The organism is Azonexus sp. MM2026_4 (assembly GCF_055901855.1).
Window position 1 is genome coordinate 2,769,448 of sequence record NZ_CM148380.1, and the last position, 21,975, is coordinate 2,791,422.

Consider the following 21,975-nt stretch of genomic DNA (forward strand, 5'->3'; position numbering starts at 1 on the left):
CTTACTCCGGAATGAAACAGCGCTGGCCGTGGTCTTCGATCTGCCGCAGCCCGTAGCCGTAGAGTCCGGACAGCGTTTCCGCGGTGAGGATCGCGTCGACCGCGCCCTGCTCGCAACGGCCGTCGCCGTAAACCAGCAGCGCCCGGTCGCAGAAGCGGTGGGCCAGCGCCGGGTCATGCAGGACCATGACGACAGCGGCGCCGCAGTCGCGGGCGGTGCCGGCGAACAGTTCGAGGACCGCCATCTGGTGGTTGAGGTCAAGGTGCGACAGCGGTTCGTCGAGCAGGTAGAGCGGCGCCGCCTGGGTGAGCAGGGTGGCGATCGCCAGGCGCTGGCGTTCGCCGCCGGACAGCGTGTGCACCTGGCGCGCTTCCATGCCGGCCAGGCCGAGCGCCTGCAGCGCACCGCGCGCCAGTTCGGCGTCGCGCTTCGACTCCCAGTCCCAGCGGCCGAGGTGGGGATGGCGGCCGGTGAGCGCGGTTTCGAGCACGGTCGAACCGAACGGATCGTTCTGGAACTGGCCGAGCCAGGCTCGGCGCAAGGCCGCCTGGCGTGGCGGCAGCAAAGCGCAGTCCTCGCCGTCGAGCAACACGGCGCCGGCTTGCGGCGGGCGCAGTCCGGCCAGCGTGGACAGCAGCGTCGACTTGCCGGCCCCGTTGCGACCGAGGATGGCCAGGCTTTCGCCCGGCTGCAGGCTCAGGTTCAGGCGGTCGACAACGGTCTTGCCGCCGATATCGACGCTGAGCTGCCGAGCTTCGAGCAAGGGGGCGCTCACTTCGGCTGCCTCGACAGCAGGAAGAGGAAGACCGGCACGCCGATCAGCGCGGTGAGGACGCCGACCGGCAACTGCTGCGGGGCGATCACGGTGCGCGCCGCGGTGTCGGCGAAGACCAGCAGCGAACCGCCAGCCAGCACCGAGGCCGGCAGCAGCAGGCGCTGGTCGTTGCCGAGCGCCAGCCGCACCAGATGCGGCACGACCAGCCCGACGAAGCCGATCGAGCCGGCGGTGGTCACCGAAGCGGCGGTGGCCAGCGAGGCGAGCAGGTAGATGGCGACGCGCAGGCGGTCGATCGCCACCCCCAGCGCCTGCGCCTGCATCAGGCCGCGCGACAGCAGGTTGAGTTCGCGGGCGAAGGGCATGGCCGCCAGCAGCGCCAGCGCCAGGACCAGCAGCGGCGGCCACCAGGTGAAGGTCTGGCCGAGGTCGCCCATCAGCCAGAACAGCATGCCGTGCAGCTTGCTCTCTTCGGCAATCGACAGCATCAGCGCGATCAGCGCGCCGCAGCCGGCAGCGACGATGACGCCGGTGAGCAGCAGGCGGGTCTGCGTCCAGCTGCCGTCGCCGTGCGCCAGCCCGAAAACCAGGAACATGGCGCCGAAAGCGCCGGCAAAGGCCAGTCCGTCGACAGCCAGCAGCGGCAACCCGAGCAGCATCGCGAACATCGCGCCGACTCCGGCACCACCGGAAATCCCCAGCACATAGGGATCGGCCAGCGGATTGCGCAGCAGCACCTGCATCAGCGCGCCGGCCAGCGCCAGCAGGCCACCGCAGGCAAAGCCGGCGAGGGCGCGCGGCAGGCGCAACTGGACGACCACGTCGCCGGCCCCTTCGCCCTGGCCAAACAGCGCGGCGACGATTTCCCCCGGCGCCACGCGCAGGCTGCCGGCCGCCAGCGCCAGCGCAAAACTCGCCAGGCTAAGCAGGGCGAGCGAGGAAAGGATCAGGAAAGCGCGGCGACGGGTCGGCATGCGGACTTACTTCGGACTGTAGCGGATGCCGATGAAGGCGTTGCGTCCCGCCGTCGCATAACCGTCGGCGAGCGTGTAGTCGCGGTCGAACAGGTTGTTGATGCGGGCGAAGACGGCCCAGTCCGGCGAAAAACGGTAGGCGGCGTAAAGGTTGGCGAGAGTGTAGCCGCTCAGGCCGACGCGCGCATTCGATTTGTACTCGTAGCGCTTGCCGCTTGCCGTCAGCTCGACCCGCCAGTCCCAGTCGCCAACGCTGCGCGCCACCGCCGCCGCTACCGTGTGCCGGGCCCGACGCGGCAACTGGCGGTGGTTGCTGCGGTCTGCGGCGTCCAGCCAGTCGTGGCTGGCCTGCAGGTCGAAGCCGGCCAGTCGCCCCTGCCAGGCGAGCGTCGTTCCCTCGATGCGTGCGTTTTCGACGTTGGTCGGCTGATTCAGCGCGCCGACCTTGGTCCACACGATCATGTCCTCGATCCGGTTGAGGTACCAGGTCAGCGAGACATGCTGGGCACCGGTTTCGTAATGCAGCGCCGCTTCGCGGTTGCGCGACGACTCCGGGCGCAGGTCCGGGTTGCCGACGTAGCTGCCGCTCGCCGGATAGTAGAGTTCGTTGAAGGTCGGCGCCTTGAAGGCGGTGCCGGCACTCAGGCTGGCCCGCCAGTTGGGCGAGAAGCGGTAGCCGTAGGCGAGCGAGCCGGAAGTCTTGTCGCCGAACAGCGAATCGTCGTCGTGGCGAACCGACGCCTGCAGCCGGTGCGCGCCGAAGCCGCGGTTCCAGCCGAGCTGGACGGCGTCGTTGCGGCGCTCGTCGCGGGCATAGTTGCCGCTGGTGTCGATCTGTTGTTCGAGACGCTCGACACCGACCAGGAAATTGCCGAGGCTGCCCTGAATGTCGTGCTGCCAGGCGTATTGCCGCTGTTCGGTGTTGAAACGGCTGTTACGGATACCGTCCTTGAGGTTGCTGGAATCGTCGATGCTGCGGCCGACGCTGAGGCGACTGGTCCATTGCGCGCTCAGGGCGTTCTGCAGGACCAGACTGGCCGCGCCGTTGCGCGTGCTATTGACCCAGTTCACCTTGGCGCCGGAACCGTCGTAGCGACTGCGCCCCTCAGCATGCAGGACAGTCAGGCCGAGTTCGTGGCCGGGCGCGAACTGGTAGCCGAGGCTGCCGGCGGCCGCCCGGTTGCGGAAACCGTCGCGGTCGGGATTGGCTTTCGGGTCCTTCGGCTTGCTGTTGAAGCCGTCGCTCGCGTCTTCGCTCAGATTCAGCGCGTAGCGCCAGCCGCTCTGGCTGCCGGCCAACCCGGCGCTGGCCGAGCGGGCGCCGTCGCTGCCGCCGCCGGCCGCCACCGAGAACTGCAGCGGCCCGCTGCCACGCCGGGTAAATACCTGGACCACGCCGCCGATCGCATCGCTGCCGTAGAGCGACGACGCCGGCCCGCGGACGATCTCGATGCGCTCGATCTGCGCCGCCGGGATGCGCGACCAGGTCGGCTCGCCGGAAGTTGCCGAGCCGACGCGCATGCCGTCGATCAGCAGCAGGACGTGTTTGGGATTGGCGCCGCGGACGTACAAGTAGGACGCTGCGCCCGGACTGCCGTTGGCCGCCATCTGGATGCCGGGTTGCGCGGCGAGGATCTGTTCCAGGCTGGAATGGCCGGCGGCCTCGATCTCGGCGCGCTCGAGGACGGTCGTATCGGTGAGGACTTCGTCGGCACGCATGGCTTGGCGGGTGGCAGTGACGACGACATCGTCGAGGCTGACGGATTCAGCGCCGCCAGCGGCCGCGACGAAAGCGGCCGGTACCAGGCCGAGCAGGGGCCGGAAACGGATGGACATGGTTTTCCCTTTCCCGGCAGGCGTCCCCGCATGCCGGAATGCGTTGAAAAGGAAACGCACGGGCGGAGCGCAGGTCGAGAAACCGGCGCCACCACCCCGTGGCATTTCCGTGAGGCATGGCAGGCCGGTATCCGGGCTCGCAAGTCTTGACGCATCGCCTTCCCAGGTTTCCCCAGTGGCTTCGTGATACGCCCGCACTTGCTTACCGTTGCGGGGGCAGCAGCGGCTTGGTCTCGTTGGAGACGCACCGCTTTCCCGTTTAACCGTATGGAATGAATTCCGAGTACGGCACCTGACAAGCCGCGCATTCTACATCGCCGCTCCGAGCAGCGCGAGCCACGCCCCGGCGCCAAAGCAATAAATCACTTTGAAAATAGCCGCTTAGTCCTTGACCGGACTACATTTATCCCTCTATAGTGCGGCCCATGAATAGCGAACTCGAAGCGCTCGAAGCCAAGATCGATCAGGTCGTCGCCCTGGTGCACCAGTTGCGCGCCGAAAACGAAGTCTTGAAGAACCAGATCGCCGCTGCCGAAGCGGAACGCCTGCATTTGCGGTCGACCATGACGGCCGCCCGCGAACGCCTCGAAGGCCTGATCGAACAGATTCCCGAGGATGCCTGATGAGCGGCGAGCAGAATTTTCTCGACGTCAAGATCATGGGCCGCGAGTACCGCGTTGCCTGCCTGCCCGAAGAACGCGATGCCCTGCTGGCGGCGGTCAACATGGTCGACGGCAAGATGCGCGACATCGCCCAGCGCACGCGCAGCACCATCGCCGAACGCGTGGCGGTGATGGCGGCGCTCAACATCGCCCACGAGCACCTCGGCCAGCCCGTGCCGGAAGACAACCAAGAAACGGTTGCGTCGCCGGAAACGAAGCGTAGAATCGAAGTCATGGGAGCACGGTTGGATGCCGTGCTGGCACCCCAGCAGCAACTGGACTTCTGACCGGTTGCGGGGTGGCCCGCCGAGTGTCCCCTGCGGTGTTTGTTAAGGCCATATATTCCTTGAACCAATGCTGATTGGCATCGGTTGCGGACCAGAAACCCGCTGTTGTGCGCGCTCTTCGTCGAACGTGCCTGATGCGGAAGGGAAGCAGCCACTCTGAACCCAGGTTCAGGATGCCGGCCTGACGGCACTCGCGGGGGCTTTTTTTGACAGGTGGCAGCTGGTCTGCCACCTGTTTTCATTTTGTGACCGGAAGATGCAGTACTGGCTGATGAAATCGGAACCGGACGAGGTTTCGATCGACGATCTGGCGGCCGCGCCGCAACGCGCCTTTCCGTGGACCGGCGTGCGCAACTACCAGGCGCGCAACTTCATGCGCGACGCCATGCAGCCCGGCGACCTCGCCTTCTTCTACCATTCCGGCTGTGCCGAACCGGGCATCGCCGGCATTTGCGAAATCTGCTCGGACAGCTATCCGGACCCGACCCAGTTTTCCGCCACCGACAAGTATCACGACCCGAAATCGACACACGAACAGCCGCGCTGGTGGCTGCGCGACGTGCGTTTCGTCAGCCGCTCCCGGCTGCTCGGCCTCGGCGAGCTGCGCCGCCATCCGGAACTGGCCGGCATGCGCGTGCTGGCGCGCGGCAACCGGCTGTCGATCACGCCGGTGACGACGGCCGAATGGATCTTCATTAACCGCTTGCTGGAAACCGATACATGACGCTTTGGTGGCTCACTTATCCTCTGCTGGGAATTTTTGGCGGCTTTGTCGCCGGCCTGTTCGGCGTTGGCGGAGGACTGACGCTGGTGCCTTTCATGTACATGCTGTTCGTCGCCCAGGATTTCCCGCCCGCGCACGTGATGCATCTGGCGCTTGGCACCTCGATGGCGACCATTATGTTCACGTCGATTTCGAGCATGCGCGCCCATCATGCGCACGGCGCCGTGCGCTGGGACATCGTTCGGACGATGGCACCCGGCTTGGTACTCGGCACCTTCGGCGGCTCATTGGTTGCCGGCCAGGTACCAACCGGACCGATGACGGCGATTTTCGTCGTTATCGTCTATTACGCGTCCATCCAGATGATGCTTGATTTCAAGCCGCACGCCCATCGCCAGATGCCCAATGGCTGGGGGCGCTTCATCGCCGGGGGCGTTATCGGCGTCATCTCCAGTCTGGTTGCCGCCGGCGGCGGTTTCCTCTCGGTGCCCTTCATGCTGTTCTGCAACGTGGCGATCCACAACGCCGTCGGTACCTCGTCAGCGCTGGGTTTCCCGATTGCCGTCGCCGGGGCGCTCGGCTATCTCGTTGCCGGTCTGAGCGATAGCGGTTTGCCCGATTACACGGTGGGCTACATCTATCTGCCCGCCTTCATCGGCATCGTCGTCATGAGCATCCTGATGGCACCGGTCGGTGCCAGACTGGCGCACAAATTGCCGGTCAAGCAACTGAAACGGGCTTTCGGCGGTTTTCTCGCCTTGCTCGCCACCAAGATGCTGCATAGCCTGATCGGCTGAAACGGATCAAGTGCCGGCCTTGAAGTCGCGCAAGGTAGCGACAAGGTCGGCAAAGCGTTCGCCCTGGACCGTCACGTGGGCTCGCAATTGTGCCGAGGCGAGGTCGCTGTCCCCCTTGACTATGGCATCGACGATGGCCTGATGCTCGTTGAACGATGTCGCCATGCGATTCCTGACGCGCAGTTGCAGCCGCCGGTAGGGACGCAGGCGGCGGTGCAGGGCAGTCGCCTGCTCCACCAGAAAGCCGTTGTGACTGGCTTCGTAGATGCGCTGGTGGAATACCTCATTCAACTGGTAATAGACATCCGGCATGCCGGCATCGCGCGCCGCTTCGCAGGCACGATGCGCCTCCTGCAGGGCAAGCTGCTCGCCCGCAGTGATCCGCCGGGCGGCCAGGCGCCCGCACATGGCCTCCAGTTCGGCCATCACCTCGAACATCTCGCAGACCCGATCGGCCCCCACTTCCGGCACGGTGGCGCCGCGCCGAGGACGAATCTCGATCAAGCCAGCCGAAGAAAGCTGAATCAGCGCTTCGCGTACTGGGGTTCGTGAGACGCCGAAGGTATCGGCGAGTTCTTGCTCGTCAAGTCGCGTACCAGGCGGGTAAACACCAGTAACGATGCGCTCTTCGATCAACTCGCCAAGCCGCTCCGACTGTCGTGCGGTAGCTGGAATTTCAACAGGACTGTTCACGCTTGGTCTCCAACGATTGGCAGTGATTGAATTATACGAAATTAGTTGACCAGTATTCAATCTCTGATATCTTGTATACACGACGGTGATTTTTGAACACAAAACAATAGAGCGGCCTTCCTGAGGCGAGGAGGAGCCAGCCAGTGAGGTTTCACCGTCTTCGTTATTTGTTCATTCATCAGGAGGAGACATCATGAACGAAACACGGCGCAATATCCTTAAAGGCCTGGCTGCTACGCCAGCTTTGGCTTTCGCTCCCAATCTGCTGTGGGCGCAAACAGCCGGTGAACTCAAGATTTCGCACCAGTTTCCCGGCGGCACGGCGACCGAAGGTGACTTCCGCGACCGCCTCTGCCGTCGTTTCAGTGCCGAGATTGCCAAGCGGACCAATGGTGCCTTGAAAGGCACGGTCTACCCGGGTTCATCGCTGATGAAGACCAACGCCCAGTTCAGTTCGGTGCGCAAGGGGGCGCTCGACATGACACTGGTTCCGCTGTCCTACGCCGGCGGCGAAGTGCCGGAAACCAATATCGGCCTGATGCCGGGCATCGTCACTTCCTACGAGCAAGCGGTAAGCTGGAAGAAGGCCGAGATTGGCAAGGCGCTGGCCAATATCCTGGCCGACAAGGGGGTTTTGATCGTCAGCTGGATCTGGCAGGCAGGTGGTGTTGCCAGCCGCGCCAAGCCGATCATCGAGCCGGAAGACGCCAAGGGCCTGAAAGTACGCGGCGGCAGTCGCGAAATGGACATGGTGTTGAAGGCGGCCGGTTCCACCGTGCTGACCCTGCCTTCGAACGAAATCTACGCCGCGATGCAGACCGGCGCGCTCGATGCGGCAATGACTTCGTCGACCAGCCTGATCTCCTTCCGCCTGGAAGAAGTCGGCAAGGCGCTGACCACCGGACGTGGCAAGACCTATTGGTTCATGTTCGAGCCGCTGCTGATCTCGCGTGCTGTTTTCGAGAGGCTGCCGAAGGCGCAGCAGGATGTGATCATGGCAGTCGGTGCCGAGATGGAGGCTTTCGCGCTGGAAGGCGCCAAGGCTGACGACCAGGCAGTGGCGGCGGTCTATCAGAAGGCTGGCGGCAAGGCCTATGACATGAGCGACGCGACCGTCAAGCGCTGGCAGGCGATTGCCCGCGATACGGCATGGAAGGACTTCGCCGGCAAGAATGAAAGCTGCGCCCGCATCCTCAAGCTGGCCGAGGCAACGCTGTGAGCCACGGCTTCGAACTGGAGGGCGCCGTCAAGGCGCCCGAAATCCCCGAGGAGGGGATTCTGGGGGGAATCAATCGCCTGATGCAGGGTTTGAACACGGCGATCATGTTCCTGTCGTCCATCGCGCTGCTCGCCGCTTCGCTGATCCTGTGCAGCAGCGTCTTCCTGCGCTATTTCCTGAAGATCCCGACCGACTGGCAGGACGAGATGTCGGTTTTCCTGCTCGTCGGTGCCACCTTCATGTGCGCCGCCTACGTCCAGTCGCAGCGCGGCCACATCGGCATCGAGGCATTGGGCGGCCTGCTGCCGCCCTTCATCAACAAGCTGCGGCTGATCTTCTGCGATCTGGTGTCCTTCCTGTTCTGCAGCTTCTTCACCTGGAAATCGATGTTGCTGCTGCACGAAGCCTGGGTTGACGGTCAGACGACCTCGTCCTCGTGGGCGCCACCGCTGTGGATTCCCTACGGCTTCATGACCCTCGGTATGACTCTGTTGTCGTTGCAGATCCTGCTGCAACTGGTCGCCGGCCTCGTTCGCAAGGAGAAATAACATGGCCGAATCCACTATTGGCATTCTCTACGGGCTGGGCACCCTGATCGTGATGTTCTCCGGCATCCCGATTGCCTTTGCCCTCGGCACCATTGCCGTGCTGTTCATGCTGGTGTTCATGCCGGCCGCGGCCACTGACACGATTACCCAGAACGTGTTCGAGGAAATGGCCAACATCACGCTGCTGTCCATTCCCTTGTTCATCCTGAAGGGGGCCGCCATCGGCCGCTCGCGGGCGGGTGCCGATCTCTATCTGGCGATTCATGCCTGGATGCACAAGATTCCCGGTGGTCTGGGCATTGCCAACGTTTTTGCCTGCGCGCTGTTCGCCGCGATGGCCGGCTCCAGCCCGGCAACCTGCTCCGCGATCGGCGGTGCCGGCATTCCGGAAATGCGCTCGCGCGGTTATTCGCCGGGCTTCGCCGCCGGCATCATCGCGGCGGGCGGGACGCTCGGCATCCTGTTGCCGCCGTCGATCACGATGATCCTTTTCGCGGTCGCCGCCGAGCAGTCGCTGGGCCGTCTGTTCCTTGCCGGCATCTTCCCGGGACTGTTGCTGGTCGGTCTTTTCGCTGGCTACGCCGTGTTCCGCTTCAAGGTCGAATACAACTCGGCACTCGACGTCTGGCATTCCGGCGGCGCCAAATCGGCTTACCTCGACGAAATGAAAATGACCCGGGCCGACAAGACCCGCATGCTGCCGCGCGTCATTCCCTTCGTGCTGCTGTTGATCGGCGTCATGGCTGCGCTTTATGGTGGCTACGCAACACCGTCGGAAACCGCCGGCCTTGGCGGGATTCTGGCTCTTGCGCTGATTGCCGGCATCTACGGCGTCTGGCGGCCGCACCAGTTGAAGCCGATCCTCAACAGCACGCTCAAGGAATCGACGATGTTGATGTTCATCATCGGCATGTCGCTGCTCTACTCCTACGTGATGAGCTATCTGCACATCAGCCAGTCGGCGGCCGAATGGATCGTCGCCATGCACTTGTCGAAGTGGCTGCTGCTCTCGGCGATCCTGATCTTCGTGATCATTCTCGGCTTCTTCCTGCCGCCGGTCTCGATCATCCTGATGACTGCGCCGATCATCCTGCCGCCGCTGAAAGATGCCGGTTTCGACCTGATCTGGTTCGGCATCGTGATGACCGTGGTCATGGAAATGGGCCTGATCCATCCGCCGGTCGGCCTCAACATCTTCGTCATCAAGAACGTCGCACCGGACATTCCGCTCAAGGACATCGTCTGGGGCGTGCTGCCCTTCGTCGGCCTGATGTTCCTTGCCGTAATCCTGCTCTGCCTGTTCCCCGGTATCGCAACCTGGTTGCCGGACGTGGTCATGGGCGTGGCGAGCTGAGCAGGCGACGATCATGAACGCACCTCTTCATCGCGAATGGGACAGCCTGCGCCAGAGCCGCGGCAAGCGCCTCGAACGGGCGGCCAGCCTCGGCTTGGTTGGCAAAAACGGCAAGGAAATCCCGGCCGACCGCATCATCGACCTGCTCGAAGCCATCATCCAGCCGGGCGACCGCGTCTGCCTGGAAGGCAACAACCAGAAGCAGGCCGACTTCCTCGCCGAGTCGCTGGCCGACTGCGATCCGGCGCGCATCAATCAACTCCAGATGGTCCAGTCTGTCCTGGCGCTACCGAGCCATGTGGACCTTTTCGAGCGCGGCCTGGCAAACCGCCTCGACTTTTCCTTCAGCGGCCCGCAGGGCGCCCGCCTGGCCAAGCTGGTGCAGGAACAGCGCATCGAGATCGGCGCCATCCACACCTATCTCGAACTGTTCGGCCGCTACTTCCTCGACCTGACGCCGAACATCGCGCTGATCGCGGCGCAGGCGGCGGACGCCCAGGGCAATCTCTACCTCGGGCCGAACACCGAAGATACGCCGGCCATCGTCGAAGCGACCGCGTTCAAGGGCGGCATCGTCATCGCCCAGGTCAACGAACGCCTCGACCAGTTGCCGCGCGTCGATGTACCGGCCGACTGGGTCGATTTCACCGTTCTCGCCCCGAAACCGAACTACATCGAGCCGCTGTTCACCCGCGACCCGGCGCAGATTACCGAGGTCCAGGTGCTGATGGCGATGATGGCGATCAAGGGCATCTACGCCGAATACGGCGTCACCCGCCTGAACCACGGCATCGGTTTCGACACGGCGGCGATCGAGCTGTTGTTGCCGACCTACGCCGCCGAGCTTGGCCTGAAAGGCAAGATCTGCACCCACTGGGCGCTGAATCCGCATCCGACGCTGATCCCGGCGATCGAATCCGGCTTCGTCGAATCGGTGCATTGCTTCGGTTCCGAAGTCGGCATGGACGCCTACATCGCCGCCCGCTCCGACGTCTTCTTCACCGGCGCCGACGGCAGCATGCGTTCCAATCGCGCCTTCTGCCAGACGGCCGGGCTGTACGCTTGCGACATGTTCATCGGCTCGACCCTGCAGCTCGATCTCGCCGGCAACAGTTCGACGGCGACGCTGGGCCGGATCACCGGCTTCGGCGGCGCCCCGAACATGGGTTCCGACCCGCACGGCCGCCGTCACGCCAGTCCGGCCTGGCTCAAGGCCGGCCGCGAGGCCTACGGGCCGCAGGCGACGCGCGGGCGCAAGCTGGTCGTGCAGATGGTCGAGACCTTCCGCGAACACATGGCACCGGTCTTCGTCGAGGAGCTCGACGCCTGGCAACTGCAGCGCAGCATGGGCGCCGAGCTGCCGCCGATCATGATCCACGGCGACGACGTCAGTCACATCGTCACCGAGGAAGGGATCGCCAACCTGCTGCTCTGCCGGACGCCGGAAGAGCGCGAGCAGGCGATCCGCGGCGTCGCCGGCTTCACCCCGGTGGGCATGGCGCGCGACAAGGCGATGGTGGAGAACCTGCGCGACCGCGGCATCGTCCGCCGTCCCGAAGACCTCGGCATCAACCCCCGGCAGGCCAGCCGCGACCTGCTCGCGGCGCGCTCGGTCAAGGACCTGGTGCGCTGGTCCGGCGGTCTCTACGCGCCGCCTTCCCGTTTCCGCAATTGGTGAACGCCATGGAAAAACTCGAATTCAAGTTCCCCTCGCAAGCGCTGGTCGCCACCGCGCCGCCCGCGCTGTGCGGCGTGGTCGGCTCCGGCAACCTCGAAATCCTGGTCCGTGCCGGCGTCGACCCGCAGCTTTGCGCAGTCAGCGTCAATACTTCGGCGCGCGGTTTCGGCGAAACCTGGCGCGCTGTGCTGGCGACTTTCGCCGCCAGCCAGGCGGTCGGTGGGACGAGTATCGCCATCAACGACATGGGGGCGACCCCGGCGGTCGTCAGTCTGCGCCTGGCGCAGGCGCTGGCCGACTATCGTGGAGCTGCGCAATGAGCCTGTCACTCGCCGCCCGTCATAGCTGCTTCGAGGCCACCGCCCGCCAGCGCCTGGCCGGTCTGCTCGATTCCGGCAGCTTCTGCGAAATCCTGCCGCCGGCCGTCGCGCAACCGAGTCCGCACCTGGCCCAGCTCGACCTGCCCGGCGCTTTCGACGACGGCGTCGTCGTTGGCGCAGGCCGACTGGTCGGCCGGCAGGTCCTGGTTGCTGCCCAGGAGGGGCAGTTCATGGGCGGCGCCGTCGGCGAAATCCACGGCGCCAAGATCGTCGGCCTGCTGCGGCGCGCCGTCGCCGAAAAGCCGGCAGCCTTGCTGTTTCTCATCGATTCCGGCGGCGTTCGCCTGCACGAGGCCAATGCCGGGTTGATCGCCATCTCGGAAATCATGCGCGCCGTGCTCGATGCGCGTGCTGCCGGCGTGCCGGTCATTGCCCTGGTCGGCGGCAGTTGCGGCGCCTTTGGCGGCATGGGCATCGTCGCCAAACTGTGTTCGGCGGTGATCATGTCCGAAGAAGGGCGGCTGGCGCTGTCCGGTCCCGAGGTCATCGAAACGGTGGCCGGCGTCGAGGAGTTCGACGCCAAGGATCGCGCCCTGGTCTGGCGCGTCACCGGCGGCAAGCACCGCTACCTGATGGACGATTGCGCGGCGCTGGTCGACGACGATATCGCCGCTTTCCGCGACGGCGCCAGCGCGCTCCTCGACGGCTGGCAGGAAAGGCCGAATACGCTGGCCAGCCTGCGCGCCGAACAGGTGCGTCTGCAAGGCCGACTGGCCACCTACGCCGGTTGCCGCGACGGCCTCGAAGTCTGGGCGGCGCTCGGTGTCGCCGAGCCGGAACGCGTACCGCTGCTCGACTGCGACGACCTGGTCGCCTTGAAGGAAGGATTGCCGACATGAAGCTCAACGTCATTCTCGATGCGCTGTTTCCGGCCGGTCACGCGGTGACCGTGGCCAACCAGGTGATCACCGGCGAAGCGCAGACCGCTCTGGGACCGGTCGCCGTGCTCGGCACCACCGACGCGGCGGCAATCGATCATGCGATGGCGCTGGCGCTGGCCGGCGCTGTCCTCGACACGGTCGAACAACACCCCGGCCGGCCGCTGGTCTTCCTGGTCAACACCAGCGGCCAGGCGCTGTCGCGCAGCCAGGAACTGCTCTGCCTGAACGGTTCGCTGGCGCATCTCGCCAGTTGTGTCGATTTCGCCCGTCGTCAGGGTCATCCCTCGCTCGCCCTGGTGACCGCCAATGCGGTCAGCGGCGGCTTCCTGTCCTTCGGCCTGATGGCCGACCGGGCCTATGCGCTGGCCGATGCCCAGGTCCGGGTGATGGACTTGCGGGCAATGGCGCGGGTGACCAAGATCGCCCACGAACGGCTGGTCGAACTGGCGGCGAGTTCACCGACCTTCGCCCCGGGCGCGGAAAACTACCAGAAGATGGGCGCGATCGCGGCGATCTGGCCGGCACCGACGGCGACGCTACTGCTCGATGCCTTGCGCGAAGTCGCTCAGACCCGGGATGGCGGCGACCAACGCCAAACCCTCGCCACGGCGCGTGGCGGGCGGCAACTGGCGGCCGGCGTGAGCGGACAGGTGCAACATGCGGTGTTCGCCGGCTGACCGCATGTTGCGCCACGACCTGGTTTATCTGCAGCCGGAGGCAGCCTGGCAATCGCCTTGCGCGGCGCCCGGCAGCCCGCTGGCGCAGGCTGCGCAGCGCTGGCTCGCCGCTGGCCGGCCATTGGTGGCGGCGCGCCAGCCAGCCGATGACGAAATGCTGCTGCTCGGTCTGACGCTGCCGACGGAGCAGGGGCGGCAACGCCTGGCCATCCGCGTCGCGGCAGCGGCGGTGGCGCGCTGCCGGCCGCCCTTGAAACTGGAGCAGTGCCTGCATCGCCTGCCCGCCGCGCACGCCCTGGAACTCCGCACGCTGGCCGAACGGGCGCGGGCCGGCGCAATCGCGCTTGGCGTCTACGGCTCGCTGGCCTGGGAAGCGATCAGCGGCGAGTCCTATCGCCACCAGGCGTCGGATATCGACCTGATCTGCGATGTCGCCAGCGAGGGGCAGTTGATTGCCATGCTTGGCGAACTGGAGCGGACGGCGGCCCGTTTGCCTTGTCGTCTCGACGGCGAAATCCGTTTTCCCGACGGCAATGCCGTTGCCTGGCGGGAAATCCTTGCCCATCGGCAGACCCCGGAGACGCCGGTATTGGCAAAAGGCCAGCGCGACGTCGCCCTGCTGCCGCTGGCGCGCCTGATCGCGACCTTGGCGCCGGAGCATTGTGATGCTTGAAATTGCCGCGCGCGCATCGATCGCACCCGGGTTTCAGGGCCTGACCCCGGCGCTCGGGCACGTCGGCCGCCTGGCGATCCGCAGCCTCTACCGCGAGGTGGCCCTGGCGCTGAAACCCGGGCTGGTCTGCCCGAGCAGCCCGGGCAGCCATGCCGATATGGATTTCACCAGTTTCGTGCGCAGTCTGCAGGCGCTGCGCGACTATTTTCCGGCAATCGCCGATTGCGGCCGCCACGATCCCGCACTGGCTTCGCTGCAAACGCTGGGGATCGCCGCCGAGCGGCGCATGCTGGCGGCGACCGGCGGCATCAACACGCACCGCGGCGCCATTTTCAATCTCGGCTTGTTGTGTGCCGCCAGCGGCTACCTGCTCGCCGGCGGTCGCGCGCTCGACGCGGCCAGCGCCTGCCGCTGCGTGGCCGAGCGCTGGAGCGAGGAAATTCTGGCCGATCTTGCGCAAGCGCCGGCGGACAGCCATGGGCTGGTCGTCGCCAGGCGTTACGGTAGCGGCGGCGCCCGTCAGGAAGCGGCGGCCGGTTTCCCGGCGGCGCTGGCGATCGGTTTGCCGGCCTACCGCGGCATCCTGGCCGCCACCGGCGATCCCGAACTGGCGGCTGAACAAGCCCTCTTTGCACTGATCGCCGAAGTCGAGGACAGCAATCTCCTATGGCGCGGCGGTCCGGACGGGCTCGTTTTCGGGCGCCAACTGGCGGCTGACTTTCTCGCCGCCGGCGGCGTCCTGGCCAGCGATTGGCGCGACCGGGCGAAGGCGATCGATGCCGCCTTCATCGCCCGCCGCCTGAGCCCCGGCGGCAGCGCCGACCTGCTCGGGGTGACGCTGTTCCTGGCCGAACTCGACGGGCTCGCCTGAGATGCGGCTGGCGCTTCTGTTCAGCGGTCAGGGCGGGCAGACGCCGGCACACTGGCGGCAGCTCGTCGAAACCGGCGATGCCGTTTTGCTTTCCGCGTTGTCGGCGGTTGTGCCCGAACTCTCTTCGCAAAATCCGCCACCGCCCGACCGGCTGGCCGACAACACGGTCGCCCAGCCCTTGATTTTCGCCCAGCAGATGGCGTTGTGGGGCGAGTTGCGCGATCGCCTGCCGCAACCGATCTGTGTCGCCGGTTATTCGCTCGGCGAAATGGCCGCCTGTTGCGTCGCCGGCGCTTTTTCGCCGATTCAGGGGGTTGCCTTGTGCGCGCTGCGGGCGGCCTTGATGGATCGGGCGGCCCCCGGCGAGTACGGCATGCTCGCCGTGCTCGGCCTGGATCAAGCGCGGGTCGCCCGGCTTGCGACCGCGGCCGGGTTCGCCATCGCCATCCGCAACGCGCCGCGTCATCTGGTCCTGGCCGGTCCGCAGGCCGCCCAGGCCGCGCTCGCCAGCGAGTTGGCGGCGGCCGGCGCGACGCGCCTGGTGGCACTGGCGGTGCGGACGCCTTCGCATACGGCGCGGCTGGCGCCGGCGGCACAGGCCTTCGGGCAGCAGCTAGCGACGCTGGCCGACGCCCGTCTGCGTTTCCCGGTATTCAGCGCCATCGACGCGACGTCGGCGCGCCGCGCCGCGCCGGCCCTTGCTGCGCTGGCCCGTCAACTGGCCGAGCCGCTCGATTGGGCGGCCTGCCTGCAGGCGATCCGCGAGATGCAGCCGGATGCGGTCCTCGAAATCGGCCCGGGCAACGCCCTGGCACGCCTGTTCGGCGAACTGGCGCCGGAGATTCCGGTGCGTGCCTGCGACGATTTCCGCAGCATCGATGGCATCGTCGGCTGGCTGGCCTCATGCGCCGGCTGACGCAGGCCTGATGTCGCTGGCGCTGCTTGCCGCCTACCTGGCGACCGGCGCGGTCGCCGGTTTCTTCGCCGGCCTGCTCGGCGTCGGCGGCGGCGTCGTGGTGGTGCCGATGCTGGCCTTGCTGTTCGCCGGGCAAGGCTTCCCGGAAAACGAAGTGCTGCATCTGGCGCTCGGCACCTCGATGGCGACCATCCTGTTCACCGCGGCTTCCAGTCTGCGCGCCCACCACGCCCACCGGGCCGTGCTCTGGCCAGTGGTGCATCGGCTGACCCCGGGCATCCTGCTTGGTACCTTGTGCGGCGCCTATCTCGCGGCTTTCGTCTCGTCGCGGGTCCTGGCCTTGATCTTCGTTGTCTTCATGCTCTTCGTCGCCGGCCAGATGATTGCTCAACGACGTCCGCCAGCCGGCCGCAGCCTGCCCGGCGCGCTCGGTCTGAGCCTGGCCGGCGGCGTGATCGGCGCTTTCTCGAGTCTGGTGGCGATCGGCGGCGGCGCCCTGACGGTACCTTTCCTGATCTGGTGCGGCGTTCGCCCCCAGCAGGCGATCGGAAGCTCGGCCGCGGTCGGCCTGCCGATCGCCATCGGCGGTACCTGCGGCTATGTCTGGCACGGCTGGGGATATGCCGCGCTGCCGCCGGGCAGTCTCGGGTTCGTCTATCTGCCGGCGCTGGCGGTCATCCTCGTCGCCAGCATGCTGGTCGCGCCGCTCGGCGCGCGCCTCACGCACCAGCTACCGGTGCGCCTGCTGCGCGGCATCTTCGCCGGGCTGTTGCTGCTGCTTTCGGCGAAGATGCTGTGGAACCTTTTCGCCCCCTGAGTCCGGCGCTTCAGCGCGCCTTGAACTGCGGCTTGCGCTTTTCCAGGAAGGCGGCCAGCCCCTCGCGGTAATCCTCGGTCTCGAGAAAAGCGAAGGAGGCGGCCTTTTCCGCGTCGGTCAGCGGCCGGCTGTCCTGCAGGCGGCGTATCCACTGCTTGTGCCAGCCGGCAACCAGCGGCGCCCCCTGACAGATGCGGCGGGCCGTGGCATAGGCTTCGTCGCCGACCTGAACGTCCGGCACGACGCGCGTCAGCAGCCCCTTTTCATACGCCTCGCGGGCGCCGAGGATGCGTCCTTCGAGCAGGATTTCCTTGACCACGGCGGCACCGGCGAGACGCAGCAGGCCTTCCATTTCGCCGGGATACATCGAGAAGCCGAGCTTGTTGATCGGCGCGCCGAACTTGGCGCTCTCGCCGGCGATGCGCAGGTCGCAGGCGCCGGCGATTTCCAGCCCGCCACCGATGCAGGCGCCCTGGATCAACGCCACCGTCGGGTGCGGCGAATCGGCGATGGCGTTGAGCGCTGCGGCGACTTCGCCGTGGTACAGCAGCGCCTGATCCAGTGTCGTCCGGGCGCTGACGAATTCCTCGAGATCGCCGCCGGCGGCGAAGGCGGCTTCGCCGGCACCGCGCAGGACGATGCAACGGACGCTGGAATCGGCGGCAAGGCTTGCCATGTGGCGGCTCAACGCGCGCCACATCGCCAGATCGATGGCGTTCAGCTTGTCCGGGTTGTTCAGGGTCAGGGTGGCGATTTCGCCGTCAATTTTCAGGTCGATGCTGCTCATTCTTCGTTCCAAAATTACGCATGCGTAAACTTACATACACTGTAAGGTTATGAGGTCTTGTATAAGATACAATGCTGTCGCCGTCCTGCGGTAATTATTAATAAGGAGAACAGATATGAGCAGCGTGATGTACGAAAGGATGCGGGTAAATCCCAAATTCCAGGAGCTGGTCGCAAAGAGGGGACGTTTTGCCTGGACCCTGGCCGCGATTGTGTTGACCATGTTCTACGGTTTCGTGATGATCGTGGCCTTCGCGCCCGCGTCGCTGGGCCAACCGATTGCCGAAGGTTCGCGGTGGACCGTTGGCGTCGTCGCCGAACTTTTCATGTTCATTTTCTTCTGGGTGCTGACCGCGGTCTATGTCCGCCGCGCCAATACCGAATTCGACGCCCTTTCCCAGGAAGTGGTGCGTGACGCCTGGAAGGAGAACAAATAATGCTGCGCAAGATCATTCCCGCACTCGGCCTGCTCGGCCTGTGCACCCTCGCCGTTGCCGCCGGCGATGCCCTCGGTCCGACCGAGAAACAGGCGACCAACTGGCACGCCATCGTGATGTTCTGCCTGTTCGTCGCGATGACGATGGGCATCACCTACTGGGCAGCCAGCCGCACCAAGTCGACGTCCGACTTCTACACGGCCGGCGGCGGCATCACCGGCTTCCAGAACGGCCTGGCGATCGCCGGTGACTACATGTCGGCAGCGACCCTGCTCGGTCTGACCGCCATGGTCTACAGCAAGGGTTACGACGGCTACATCTACATGCTGTGCTTCTTCGCCGGCTGGCCGATCATCCTCTTCCTGATGGCCGAACGCCTGCGCAACCTGGGTAAATTCACCTTCTCCGACATCACCGCCTACCGCCTCGACCAGGGCAAGGTGCGGACCATGGCCGCGATTTCGTCGCTGGTCGTCGTCTGCTTCTACCTGATCGCCCAGATGGTCGGCGCCGGCCAACTGATCAAGCTGCTCTTCGGCCTCGAGTACAACGTCGCGATTTTCGCGGTCGGCATCCTGATGATGGTCTATGTCACCTTCGGCGGCATGGTCGCCACTACCTGGGTGCAGATCATCAAGGCCTGCATGCTGCTGGCCGGTGGCACGCTGGTCATGGTGCTGGCGATGAGCCAATTCGGTTTCTCGTTCAGCACCCTGGTCGACCAAGCGATGTCGGTGCACACCCTGGGTGAAAAGCTGATGCACCCGGGTAGCCTGCTCGCCGACCCGATCACCGCAATCTCGCTCGGCCTCGGCCTGATGTTCGGTACCGCCGGCCTGCCGCACATCCTGATGCGCTTCTTCACCGTCACCGACGCCAAGGAAGCCCGCAAGTCGGTGCTCTACGCTTCCGGCTTCGTCGCCTACTTCTTCAACGTCATCTTCCTGATGGGCCTCGCCGGCGTCATCATCGTCGGCCAGAACCCCGAGTTCTTCGAAGGCGGCGAAATCGGCAAGAAGCTGATCGGCGGCGGCAACATGGTCGCCATGCACCTGGCCAAGGCGGTCGGCGGCGACATGCTGCTCGGCTTCCTCGCTGCGGTTGCCTTCGCCACCATCCTGGCGGTCGTTTCCGGCCTGGCACTGGCCGGCGCTTCGGCGATCTCGCACGATATCTATGCCCGTGTGATCAAGAAGGGTACGGCTTCCGAAGCTGCGGAAATCCGCGTCTCCAAGATGGCCACCATCGCCCTCGGCTTCGTCGCCATCATCCTCGGCATCGCCTTCGAAAAGCAGAACATCGCCTTCATGGTCGGCCTCGCCTTCGGTGTTGCTGCCGCTGCCAACTTCCCGGTGCTGATCCTCTCCATGTACTGGAAGGGCCTGACCACCCGCGGCGCGCTGTGGGGCGGTTACGGCGGCCTGATCTCGGCGGTGCTGTTCGTGCTCTTCTCGAAGTCGGTGTGGGTCAACGTGCTGGGCAATGCCGCCCCGCTCTTCCCCTACACCCAGCCGGCGCTGTTCGCGATGCCGGTCGCCTTCCTGCTCGCCTTCATCTTCTCGAAGAGCGACTCGAGCGTCCGCGCCAAGAGCGAAATCGAAGCCTTCGACGACCAGTACGTCCGTGCCCAGACCGGCTACGGCGCTGCTGGCGCAGCCAAGCACTAAACCCGCTGCGGCTTTCACCCGAAACCCCGACCGGTTCGCCGGTCGGGGTTTTTTTATTGTCTTCGCATCACACCCTTGTCATGAATTCCGGGCAAATGTCATATCATAGCGGGATACGTTTCTCGACATAAAATGTCTTGACATTTTATGTCAGCACCCCTAGTCTGGATGCCACACGACCCATAACGAGGACAACATGGAAAACACACTGAAGGAAAAGCTGGAGGGACTGGATACGCTGGTCGGCGGCCTGATGGGCGGCCTCGCCGTGCAGCTGCATCCGATTGCCGGACCGGTGCCGGTGGTCCAGGTCAGCATCGAGACGCGCGAAGAACTGCCAATCTTCATCACCTGTTCGGATTCGCAAATCCTGTGCCTGTGCTACCTGTGGAGCGACAGCGAAGTCATGCCGGAACGCCGCACCGAACTGCTCGAAACGCTGCTCGACCTCAACCCGTCGGTACCGCTTTCCTCGTTCGGCCGCATCGGCGAGCGCTACGTGCTGTCCGGCGCCCTGGCGCGCGACGCGCGCGGCGAGGACATCGCGCAGGACATCGCCGCCCTGAGCGACAACGCACTCGACGCGCTGGACGCCCTGTCCGAATTTCTGCACTGAAGGAGACGAACATGTCCGTGATCAAGAAAGTGGTGACCCTGCTGCGCGGCAGCGCCCGCGAACTGGCTGAAAATGTCGTCGACGCCAACGCCACGCGCATCTACGAGCAGGAAATCATCGACGCCAAGCAGAGCATCCTCGAAGCGCGCAGCAGTCTGGCTGACGTGATGGCCAGGGAAATGCAGAGCGCCCGGGCGGTCACCCGCCTGGAAGGCGAGATGGCGCGCTACGAAGGTCTGGCGCTGGAAGCCCTGGAGAAATCCCAGGAAACGCTGGCCGAAGAAGTCGCCGGCAAGGTGGCGGCGATCGAACTGGAACTCGAGGAACAGCGCAAGGCGCAGGCCTCGTTCGCCAGCCAGGTGAGCAAGCTGAAGGAACTGATCAAAGCCTCGGAAGCGAAAATCCGCGAACACGAGCGCGAAATCGCCATCGCCAAGACCACCGAAAGCGTCTACAAGGCGACCCAGTCGATTTCCGACAACATCGGCAGCAGCGGCTCGCGCCTGGCCAGCGCCCGCGAATCGCTGGAGCGCATCAAGCAGCGTCACGAACACCTGGCCGACCGCATGCAGGCGGCCGACCAGCTCGACCGCGAACTGGGCGAAAAGGCGCTGGCGACCAAGCTCGCCGAGGCCGGCATCGGCCAGGATGCCGACCGCCAGCGCAAGGTCATGGAGCGCATCCGCGCCCGCCAAGCGAAGCCGACCGGAAACGCATGAGCGTCGCCCGCAAACCGGCGCGCTGGCAAAGTTCGGACGCAGCGATCAAGGCCGTCCAGGTGGCCTTCGACGTCGAGGAAAAGGTACTCGAGACGGTGCGCCGCACCGCCTTCGAGGAGAACCGCTCGACCTCCGACCAGATTCGTCACCTGCTCGGCCTGCCCACCGCCAGCCGGCCGAAACGCCCGCGCCTGACCGTCTCGCTGACCGCCGCCGACTACGCGCTGCTGGGCGAACGCTATGGGCTAGCGGCGGACGACCGGCTGGCGATCAAGGAGCGGGTGACGCGCGTATTGATCGACTTCGCAAACTCGCGGGCAGAAAGACAGACAGCATGATCGGTTTCCTCGACGCAGCAACTTCCTTCCCCAGCGTGATCTACACGGTCCTGCTCGGCGTCGTCCTGGTGTATTGGCTACTCTCGCTGATCGGCATCGTCGATATCGACTCGGGCCCGGTCATCGAGGCCGAACTGCATACCGATGCCGACGTCGACGAAATCGGCGATCTGGCCAGTTACCTGGTCGCCATGGGGCTGAACGGCGTACCGTTCTCGGTCGTCCTCAGCCTGCTCGTGCTGGTCTCGTGGACCGTCACCTGCCTGGCGGCGATGTGGCTGCTGCCGCTGGTGCCGACCAGCCTGCTGCGCGGCATTGCCGGACTGGCCGTCATGGCCGTCGCGCTGGCCCTGGCGATTCCCGTCACCGCCCGCCTGATCCGCCCGCTGCGCGGCCTGTTCGTCACCCACACCGCGATCTCCAACGCGGCGCTGGTCGGTCAGGAATGCAAGGTACTGACGGCGACAGTGGACGAGAAATTCGGGCGCGCCGAAGTCGCCACCCGCGGCACCCCGGTCAACATCCGGGTCTGGGCGGAAACGCCGAATACCCTGAGCAAGGGTTCGGCTGCCCGCATCCTCGATTACGACGCAGCCGGCGCCCGCTATCTGATCGCTGCCGACGAACGCATCGACTGATCCTTTTTCAAT

26 protein-coding genes, 1 other RNA gene and 1 riboswitch are annotated in these 21,975 nt (G+C 65.4%); of the genes, 22 read left to right on the forward strand and 5 right to left on the reverse strand.

Features of this window, described 5'->3' with window-relative positions; all coding sequences use genetic code 11:
• Nucleotide 1 precedes the first annotated feature (1 nt).
• The 3 genes from AC0KWY_RS13090 to AC0KWY_RS13100 are packed head-to-tail and all read right to left on the reverse strand — an operon-like array spanning nucleotide 2 to nucleotide 3,585.
• The gene (locus AC0KWY_RS13090) at nucleotides 2–775 is read right to left on the reverse strand and encodes an ABC transporter ATP-binding protein (RefSeq protein ID WP_474025935.1); all 774 of its coding nucleotides are present in this window, start codon (nucleotides 773–775) and stop codon (nucleotides 2–4) included.
• A complete protein-coding gene (locus AC0KWY_RS13095) occupies nucleotides 772–1,749 on the reverse strand; it encodes a FecCD family ABC transporter permease (RefSeq protein WP_474025936.1) in 978 nt (325 codons plus the stop codon). Before AC0KWY_RS13095 ends, AC0KWY_RS13090 begins: the two co-directional genes overlap by 4 nt.
• Nucleotides 1,750–1,755: 6 nt before the next feature.
• On the reverse strand, nucleotides 1,756–3,585 hold the full coding sequence (locus AC0KWY_RS13100; protein WP_474025937.1) for a TonB-dependent receptor domain-containing protein: 1,830 nt from the start codon (nucleotides 3,583–3,585) through the stop codon (nucleotides 1,756–1,758).
• Between the two features lie 105 nt (nucleotides 3,586–3,690).
• Nucleotides 3,691–3,896: riboswitch (cobalamin riboswitch) on the reverse strand.
• Nucleotides 3,897–4,010: 114 nt separating this feature from the next.
• Here AC0KWY_RS13100 and AC0KWY_RS13105 point away from each other — a divergent pair.
• From AC0KWY_RS13105 to AC0KWY_RS13125, 5 genes are all read left to right on the forward strand, one after another.
• Nucleotides 4,011–4,208, forward strand: coding sequence for a hypothetical protein (locus AC0KWY_RS13105; RefSeq protein WP_374325247.1), 198 nt, complete (start codon nucleotides 4,011–4,013; stop codon nucleotides 4,206–4,208).
• Nucleotides 4,208–4,534, forward strand: a complete 327-nt coding sequence (locus AC0KWY_RS13110) for a cell division protein ZapA (protein WP_474025938.1) — start codon at nucleotides 4,208–4,210, stop codon at nucleotides 4,532–4,534. The genes AC0KWY_RS13105 and AC0KWY_RS13110 overlap by 1 nt, the downstream gene beginning before the upstream one ends.
• 24 nt (nucleotides 4,535–4,558) lie before the next feature.
• Nucleotides 4,559–4,738, forward strand: a non-coding RNA gene (ssrS, locus tag AC0KWY_RS13115) — 6S RNA.
• A gap of 67 nt (nucleotides 4,739–4,805) precedes the next feature.
• The gene (locus AC0KWY_RS13120; RefSeq protein WP_474025939.1) at nucleotides 4,806–5,258 is read left to right on the forward strand and encodes an EVE domain-containing protein; all 453 of its coding nucleotides are present in this window, start codon (nucleotides 4,806–4,808) and stop codon (nucleotides 5,256–5,258) included.
• Entirely contained in the window at nucleotides 5,255–6,055 is an 801-nt protein-coding gene (locus AC0KWY_RS13125) for a sulfite exporter TauE/SafE family protein (RefSeq protein ID WP_474025940.1), read from the forward strand. Before AC0KWY_RS13120 ends, AC0KWY_RS13125 begins: the two co-directional genes overlap by 4 nt.
• Nucleotides 6,056–6,061: 6 nt before the next feature.
• Here the strand turns inward: AC0KWY_RS13125 and AC0KWY_RS13130 are convergent, their stop codons facing one another.
• A complete protein-coding gene (locus AC0KWY_RS13130) occupies nucleotides 6,062–6,748 on the reverse strand; it encodes a GntR family transcriptional regulator (protein WP_474025941.1) in 687 nt (228 codons plus the stop codon).
• 193 nt (nucleotides 6,749–6,941) lie between these two features.
• On the opposite strand from AC0KWY_RS13130, the gene dctP reads away from it, so the two are divergent.
• Genes dctP through AC0KWY_RS13185 form a run of 11 tightly spaced genes read left to right on the forward strand, consistent with a single transcriptional unit; the run spans nucleotide 6,942 to nucleotide 16,762 of the window.
• The gene (gene dctP, locus AC0KWY_RS13135) at nucleotides 6,942–7,967 is read left to right on the forward strand and encodes a TRAP transporter substrate-binding protein DctP (protein ID WP_474025942.1); all 1,026 of its coding nucleotides are present in this window, start codon (nucleotides 6,942–6,944) and stop codon (nucleotides 7,965–7,967) included.
• Nucleotides 7,964–8,515: a TRAP transporter small permease gene (locus AC0KWY_RS13140; RefSeq protein ID WP_474025943.1), complete on the forward strand. Its 552-nt coding sequence runs from the start codon at nucleotides 7,964–7,966 to the stop codon at nucleotides 8,513–8,515. Before dctP ends, AC0KWY_RS13140 begins: the two co-directional genes overlap by 4 nt.
• Before the next feature lies 1 nt (nucleotide 8,516).
• Nucleotides 8,517–9,869: a TRAP transporter large permease gene (locus tag AC0KWY_RS13145; protein ID WP_474025944.1), complete on the forward strand. Its 1,353-nt coding sequence runs from the start codon at nucleotides 8,517–8,519 to the stop codon at nucleotides 9,867–9,869.
• Between the two features lie 13 nt (nucleotides 9,870–9,882).
• Nucleotides 9,883–11,547, forward strand: coding sequence for a malonate decarboxylase subunit alpha (gene mdcA / locus AC0KWY_RS13150; RefSeq protein ID WP_474025945.1), 1,665 nt, complete (start codon nucleotides 9,883–9,885; stop codon nucleotides 11,545–11,547).
• A 5-nt stretch (nucleotides 11,548–11,552) separates the two neighbouring features.
• Nucleotides 11,553–11,867, forward strand: coding sequence for a malonate decarboxylase acyl carrier protein (gene mdcC / locus AC0KWY_RS13155; RefSeq protein ID WP_474025946.1), 315 nt, complete (start codon nucleotides 11,553–11,555; stop codon nucleotides 11,865–11,867).
• On the forward strand, nucleotides 11,864–12,766 hold the full coding sequence (locus tag AC0KWY_RS13160; protein WP_474025947.1) for a biotin-independent malonate decarboxylase subunit beta: 903 nt from the start codon (nucleotides 11,864–11,866) through the stop codon (nucleotides 12,764–12,766). Before mdcC ends, AC0KWY_RS13160 begins: the two co-directional genes overlap by 4 nt.
• Nucleotides 12,763–13,485 carry a biotin-independent malonate decarboxylase subunit gamma gene (gene mdcE / locus AC0KWY_RS13165; protein WP_474025948.1) on the forward strand — a complete coding sequence of 241 codons (723 nt, stop codon included), beginning with the start codon at nucleotides 12,763–12,765 and terminating at the stop codon, nucleotides 13,483–13,485. The genes AC0KWY_RS13160 and mdcE overlap by 4 nt, the downstream gene beginning before the upstream one ends.
• Before the next feature lie 4 nt (nucleotides 13,486–13,489).
• Nucleotides 13,490–14,158 carry a malonate decarboxylase holo-[acyl-carrier-protein] synthase gene (gene mdcG, locus AC0KWY_RS13170; protein ID WP_474025949.1) on the forward strand — a complete coding sequence of 223 codons (669 nt, stop codon included), beginning with the start codon at nucleotides 13,490–13,492 and terminating at the stop codon, nucleotides 14,156–14,158.
• Complete coding sequence (mdcB, locus tag AC0KWY_RS13175) at nucleotides 14,151–15,029, forward strand: triphosphoribosyl-dephospho-CoA synthase MdcB (RefSeq protein ID WP_474025950.1); 879 nt, start codon at nucleotides 14,151–14,153, stop codon at nucleotides 15,027–15,029. Before mdcG ends, mdcB begins: the two co-directional genes overlap by 8 nt.
• A 1-nt stretch (nucleotide 15,030) precedes the next feature.
• Nucleotides 15,031–15,945, forward strand: coding sequence for a malonate decarboxylase subunit epsilon (gene mdcH, locus AC0KWY_RS13180; protein ID WP_474025951.1), 915 nt, complete (start codon nucleotides 15,031–15,033; stop codon nucleotides 15,943–15,945).
• A gap of 10 nt (nucleotides 15,946–15,955) precedes the next feature.
• Complete coding sequence (locus AC0KWY_RS13185; protein ID WP_474025953.1) at nucleotides 15,956–16,762, forward strand: sulfite exporter TauE/SafE family protein; 807 nt, start codon at nucleotides 15,956–15,958, stop codon at nucleotides 16,760–16,762.
• 10 nt (nucleotides 16,763–16,772) lie between these two features.
• Here AC0KWY_RS13185 and AC0KWY_RS13190 read toward each other — a convergent pair whose 3' ends face one another.
• Nucleotides 16,773–17,549: an enoyl-CoA hydratase/isomerase family protein gene (locus AC0KWY_RS13190; RefSeq protein ID WP_474025954.1), complete on the reverse strand. Its 777-nt coding sequence runs from the start codon at nucleotides 17,547–17,549 to the stop codon at nucleotides 16,773–16,775.
• A 115-nt stretch (nucleotides 17,550–17,664) separates the two neighbouring features.
• Here AC0KWY_RS13190 and AC0KWY_RS13195 point away from each other — a divergent pair, with 115 nt between their 5' ends.
• From AC0KWY_RS13195 to AC0KWY_RS13220, 6 genes are all read left to right on the forward strand, one after another.
• Nucleotides 17,665–17,985, forward strand: a complete 321-nt coding sequence (locus AC0KWY_RS13195) for a DUF485 domain-containing protein (protein ID WP_474025955.1) — start codon at nucleotides 17,665–17,667, stop codon at nucleotides 17,983–17,985.
• Entirely contained in the window at nucleotides 17,985–19,652 is a 1,668-nt protein-coding gene (locus AC0KWY_RS13200) for a cation acetate symporter (protein ID WP_474025956.1), read from the forward strand. The genes AC0KWY_RS13195 and AC0KWY_RS13200 overlap by 1 nt, the downstream gene beginning before the upstream one ends.
• Before the next feature lie 196 nt (nucleotides 19,653–19,848).
• On the forward strand, nucleotides 19,849–20,268 hold the full coding sequence (locus AC0KWY_RS13205; RefSeq protein WP_474025957.1) for a DUF2170 family protein: 420 nt from the start codon (nucleotides 19,849–19,851) through the stop codon (nucleotides 20,266–20,268).
• 11 nt (nucleotides 20,269–20,279) lie between these two features.
• Nucleotides 20,280–20,987: a PspA/IM30 family protein gene (locus tag AC0KWY_RS13210; RefSeq protein WP_474025958.1), complete on the forward strand. Its 708-nt coding sequence runs from the start codon at nucleotides 20,280–20,282 to the stop codon at nucleotides 20,985–20,987.
• A complete protein-coding gene (locus AC0KWY_RS13215) occupies nucleotides 20,984–21,325 on the forward strand; it encodes a hypothetical protein (RefSeq protein ID WP_474025959.1) in 342 nt (113 codons plus the stop codon). Before AC0KWY_RS13210 ends, AC0KWY_RS13215 begins: the two co-directional genes overlap by 4 nt.
• The gene (locus AC0KWY_RS13220; RefSeq protein ID WP_474025960.1) at nucleotides 21,322–21,963 is read left to right on the forward strand and encodes a hypothetical protein; all 642 of its coding nucleotides are present in this window, start codon (nucleotides 21,322–21,324) and stop codon (nucleotides 21,961–21,963) included. The genes AC0KWY_RS13215 and AC0KWY_RS13220 overlap by 4 nt, the downstream gene beginning before the upstream one ends.
• Nucleotides 21,964–21,975 lie beyond the last annotated feature (12 nt).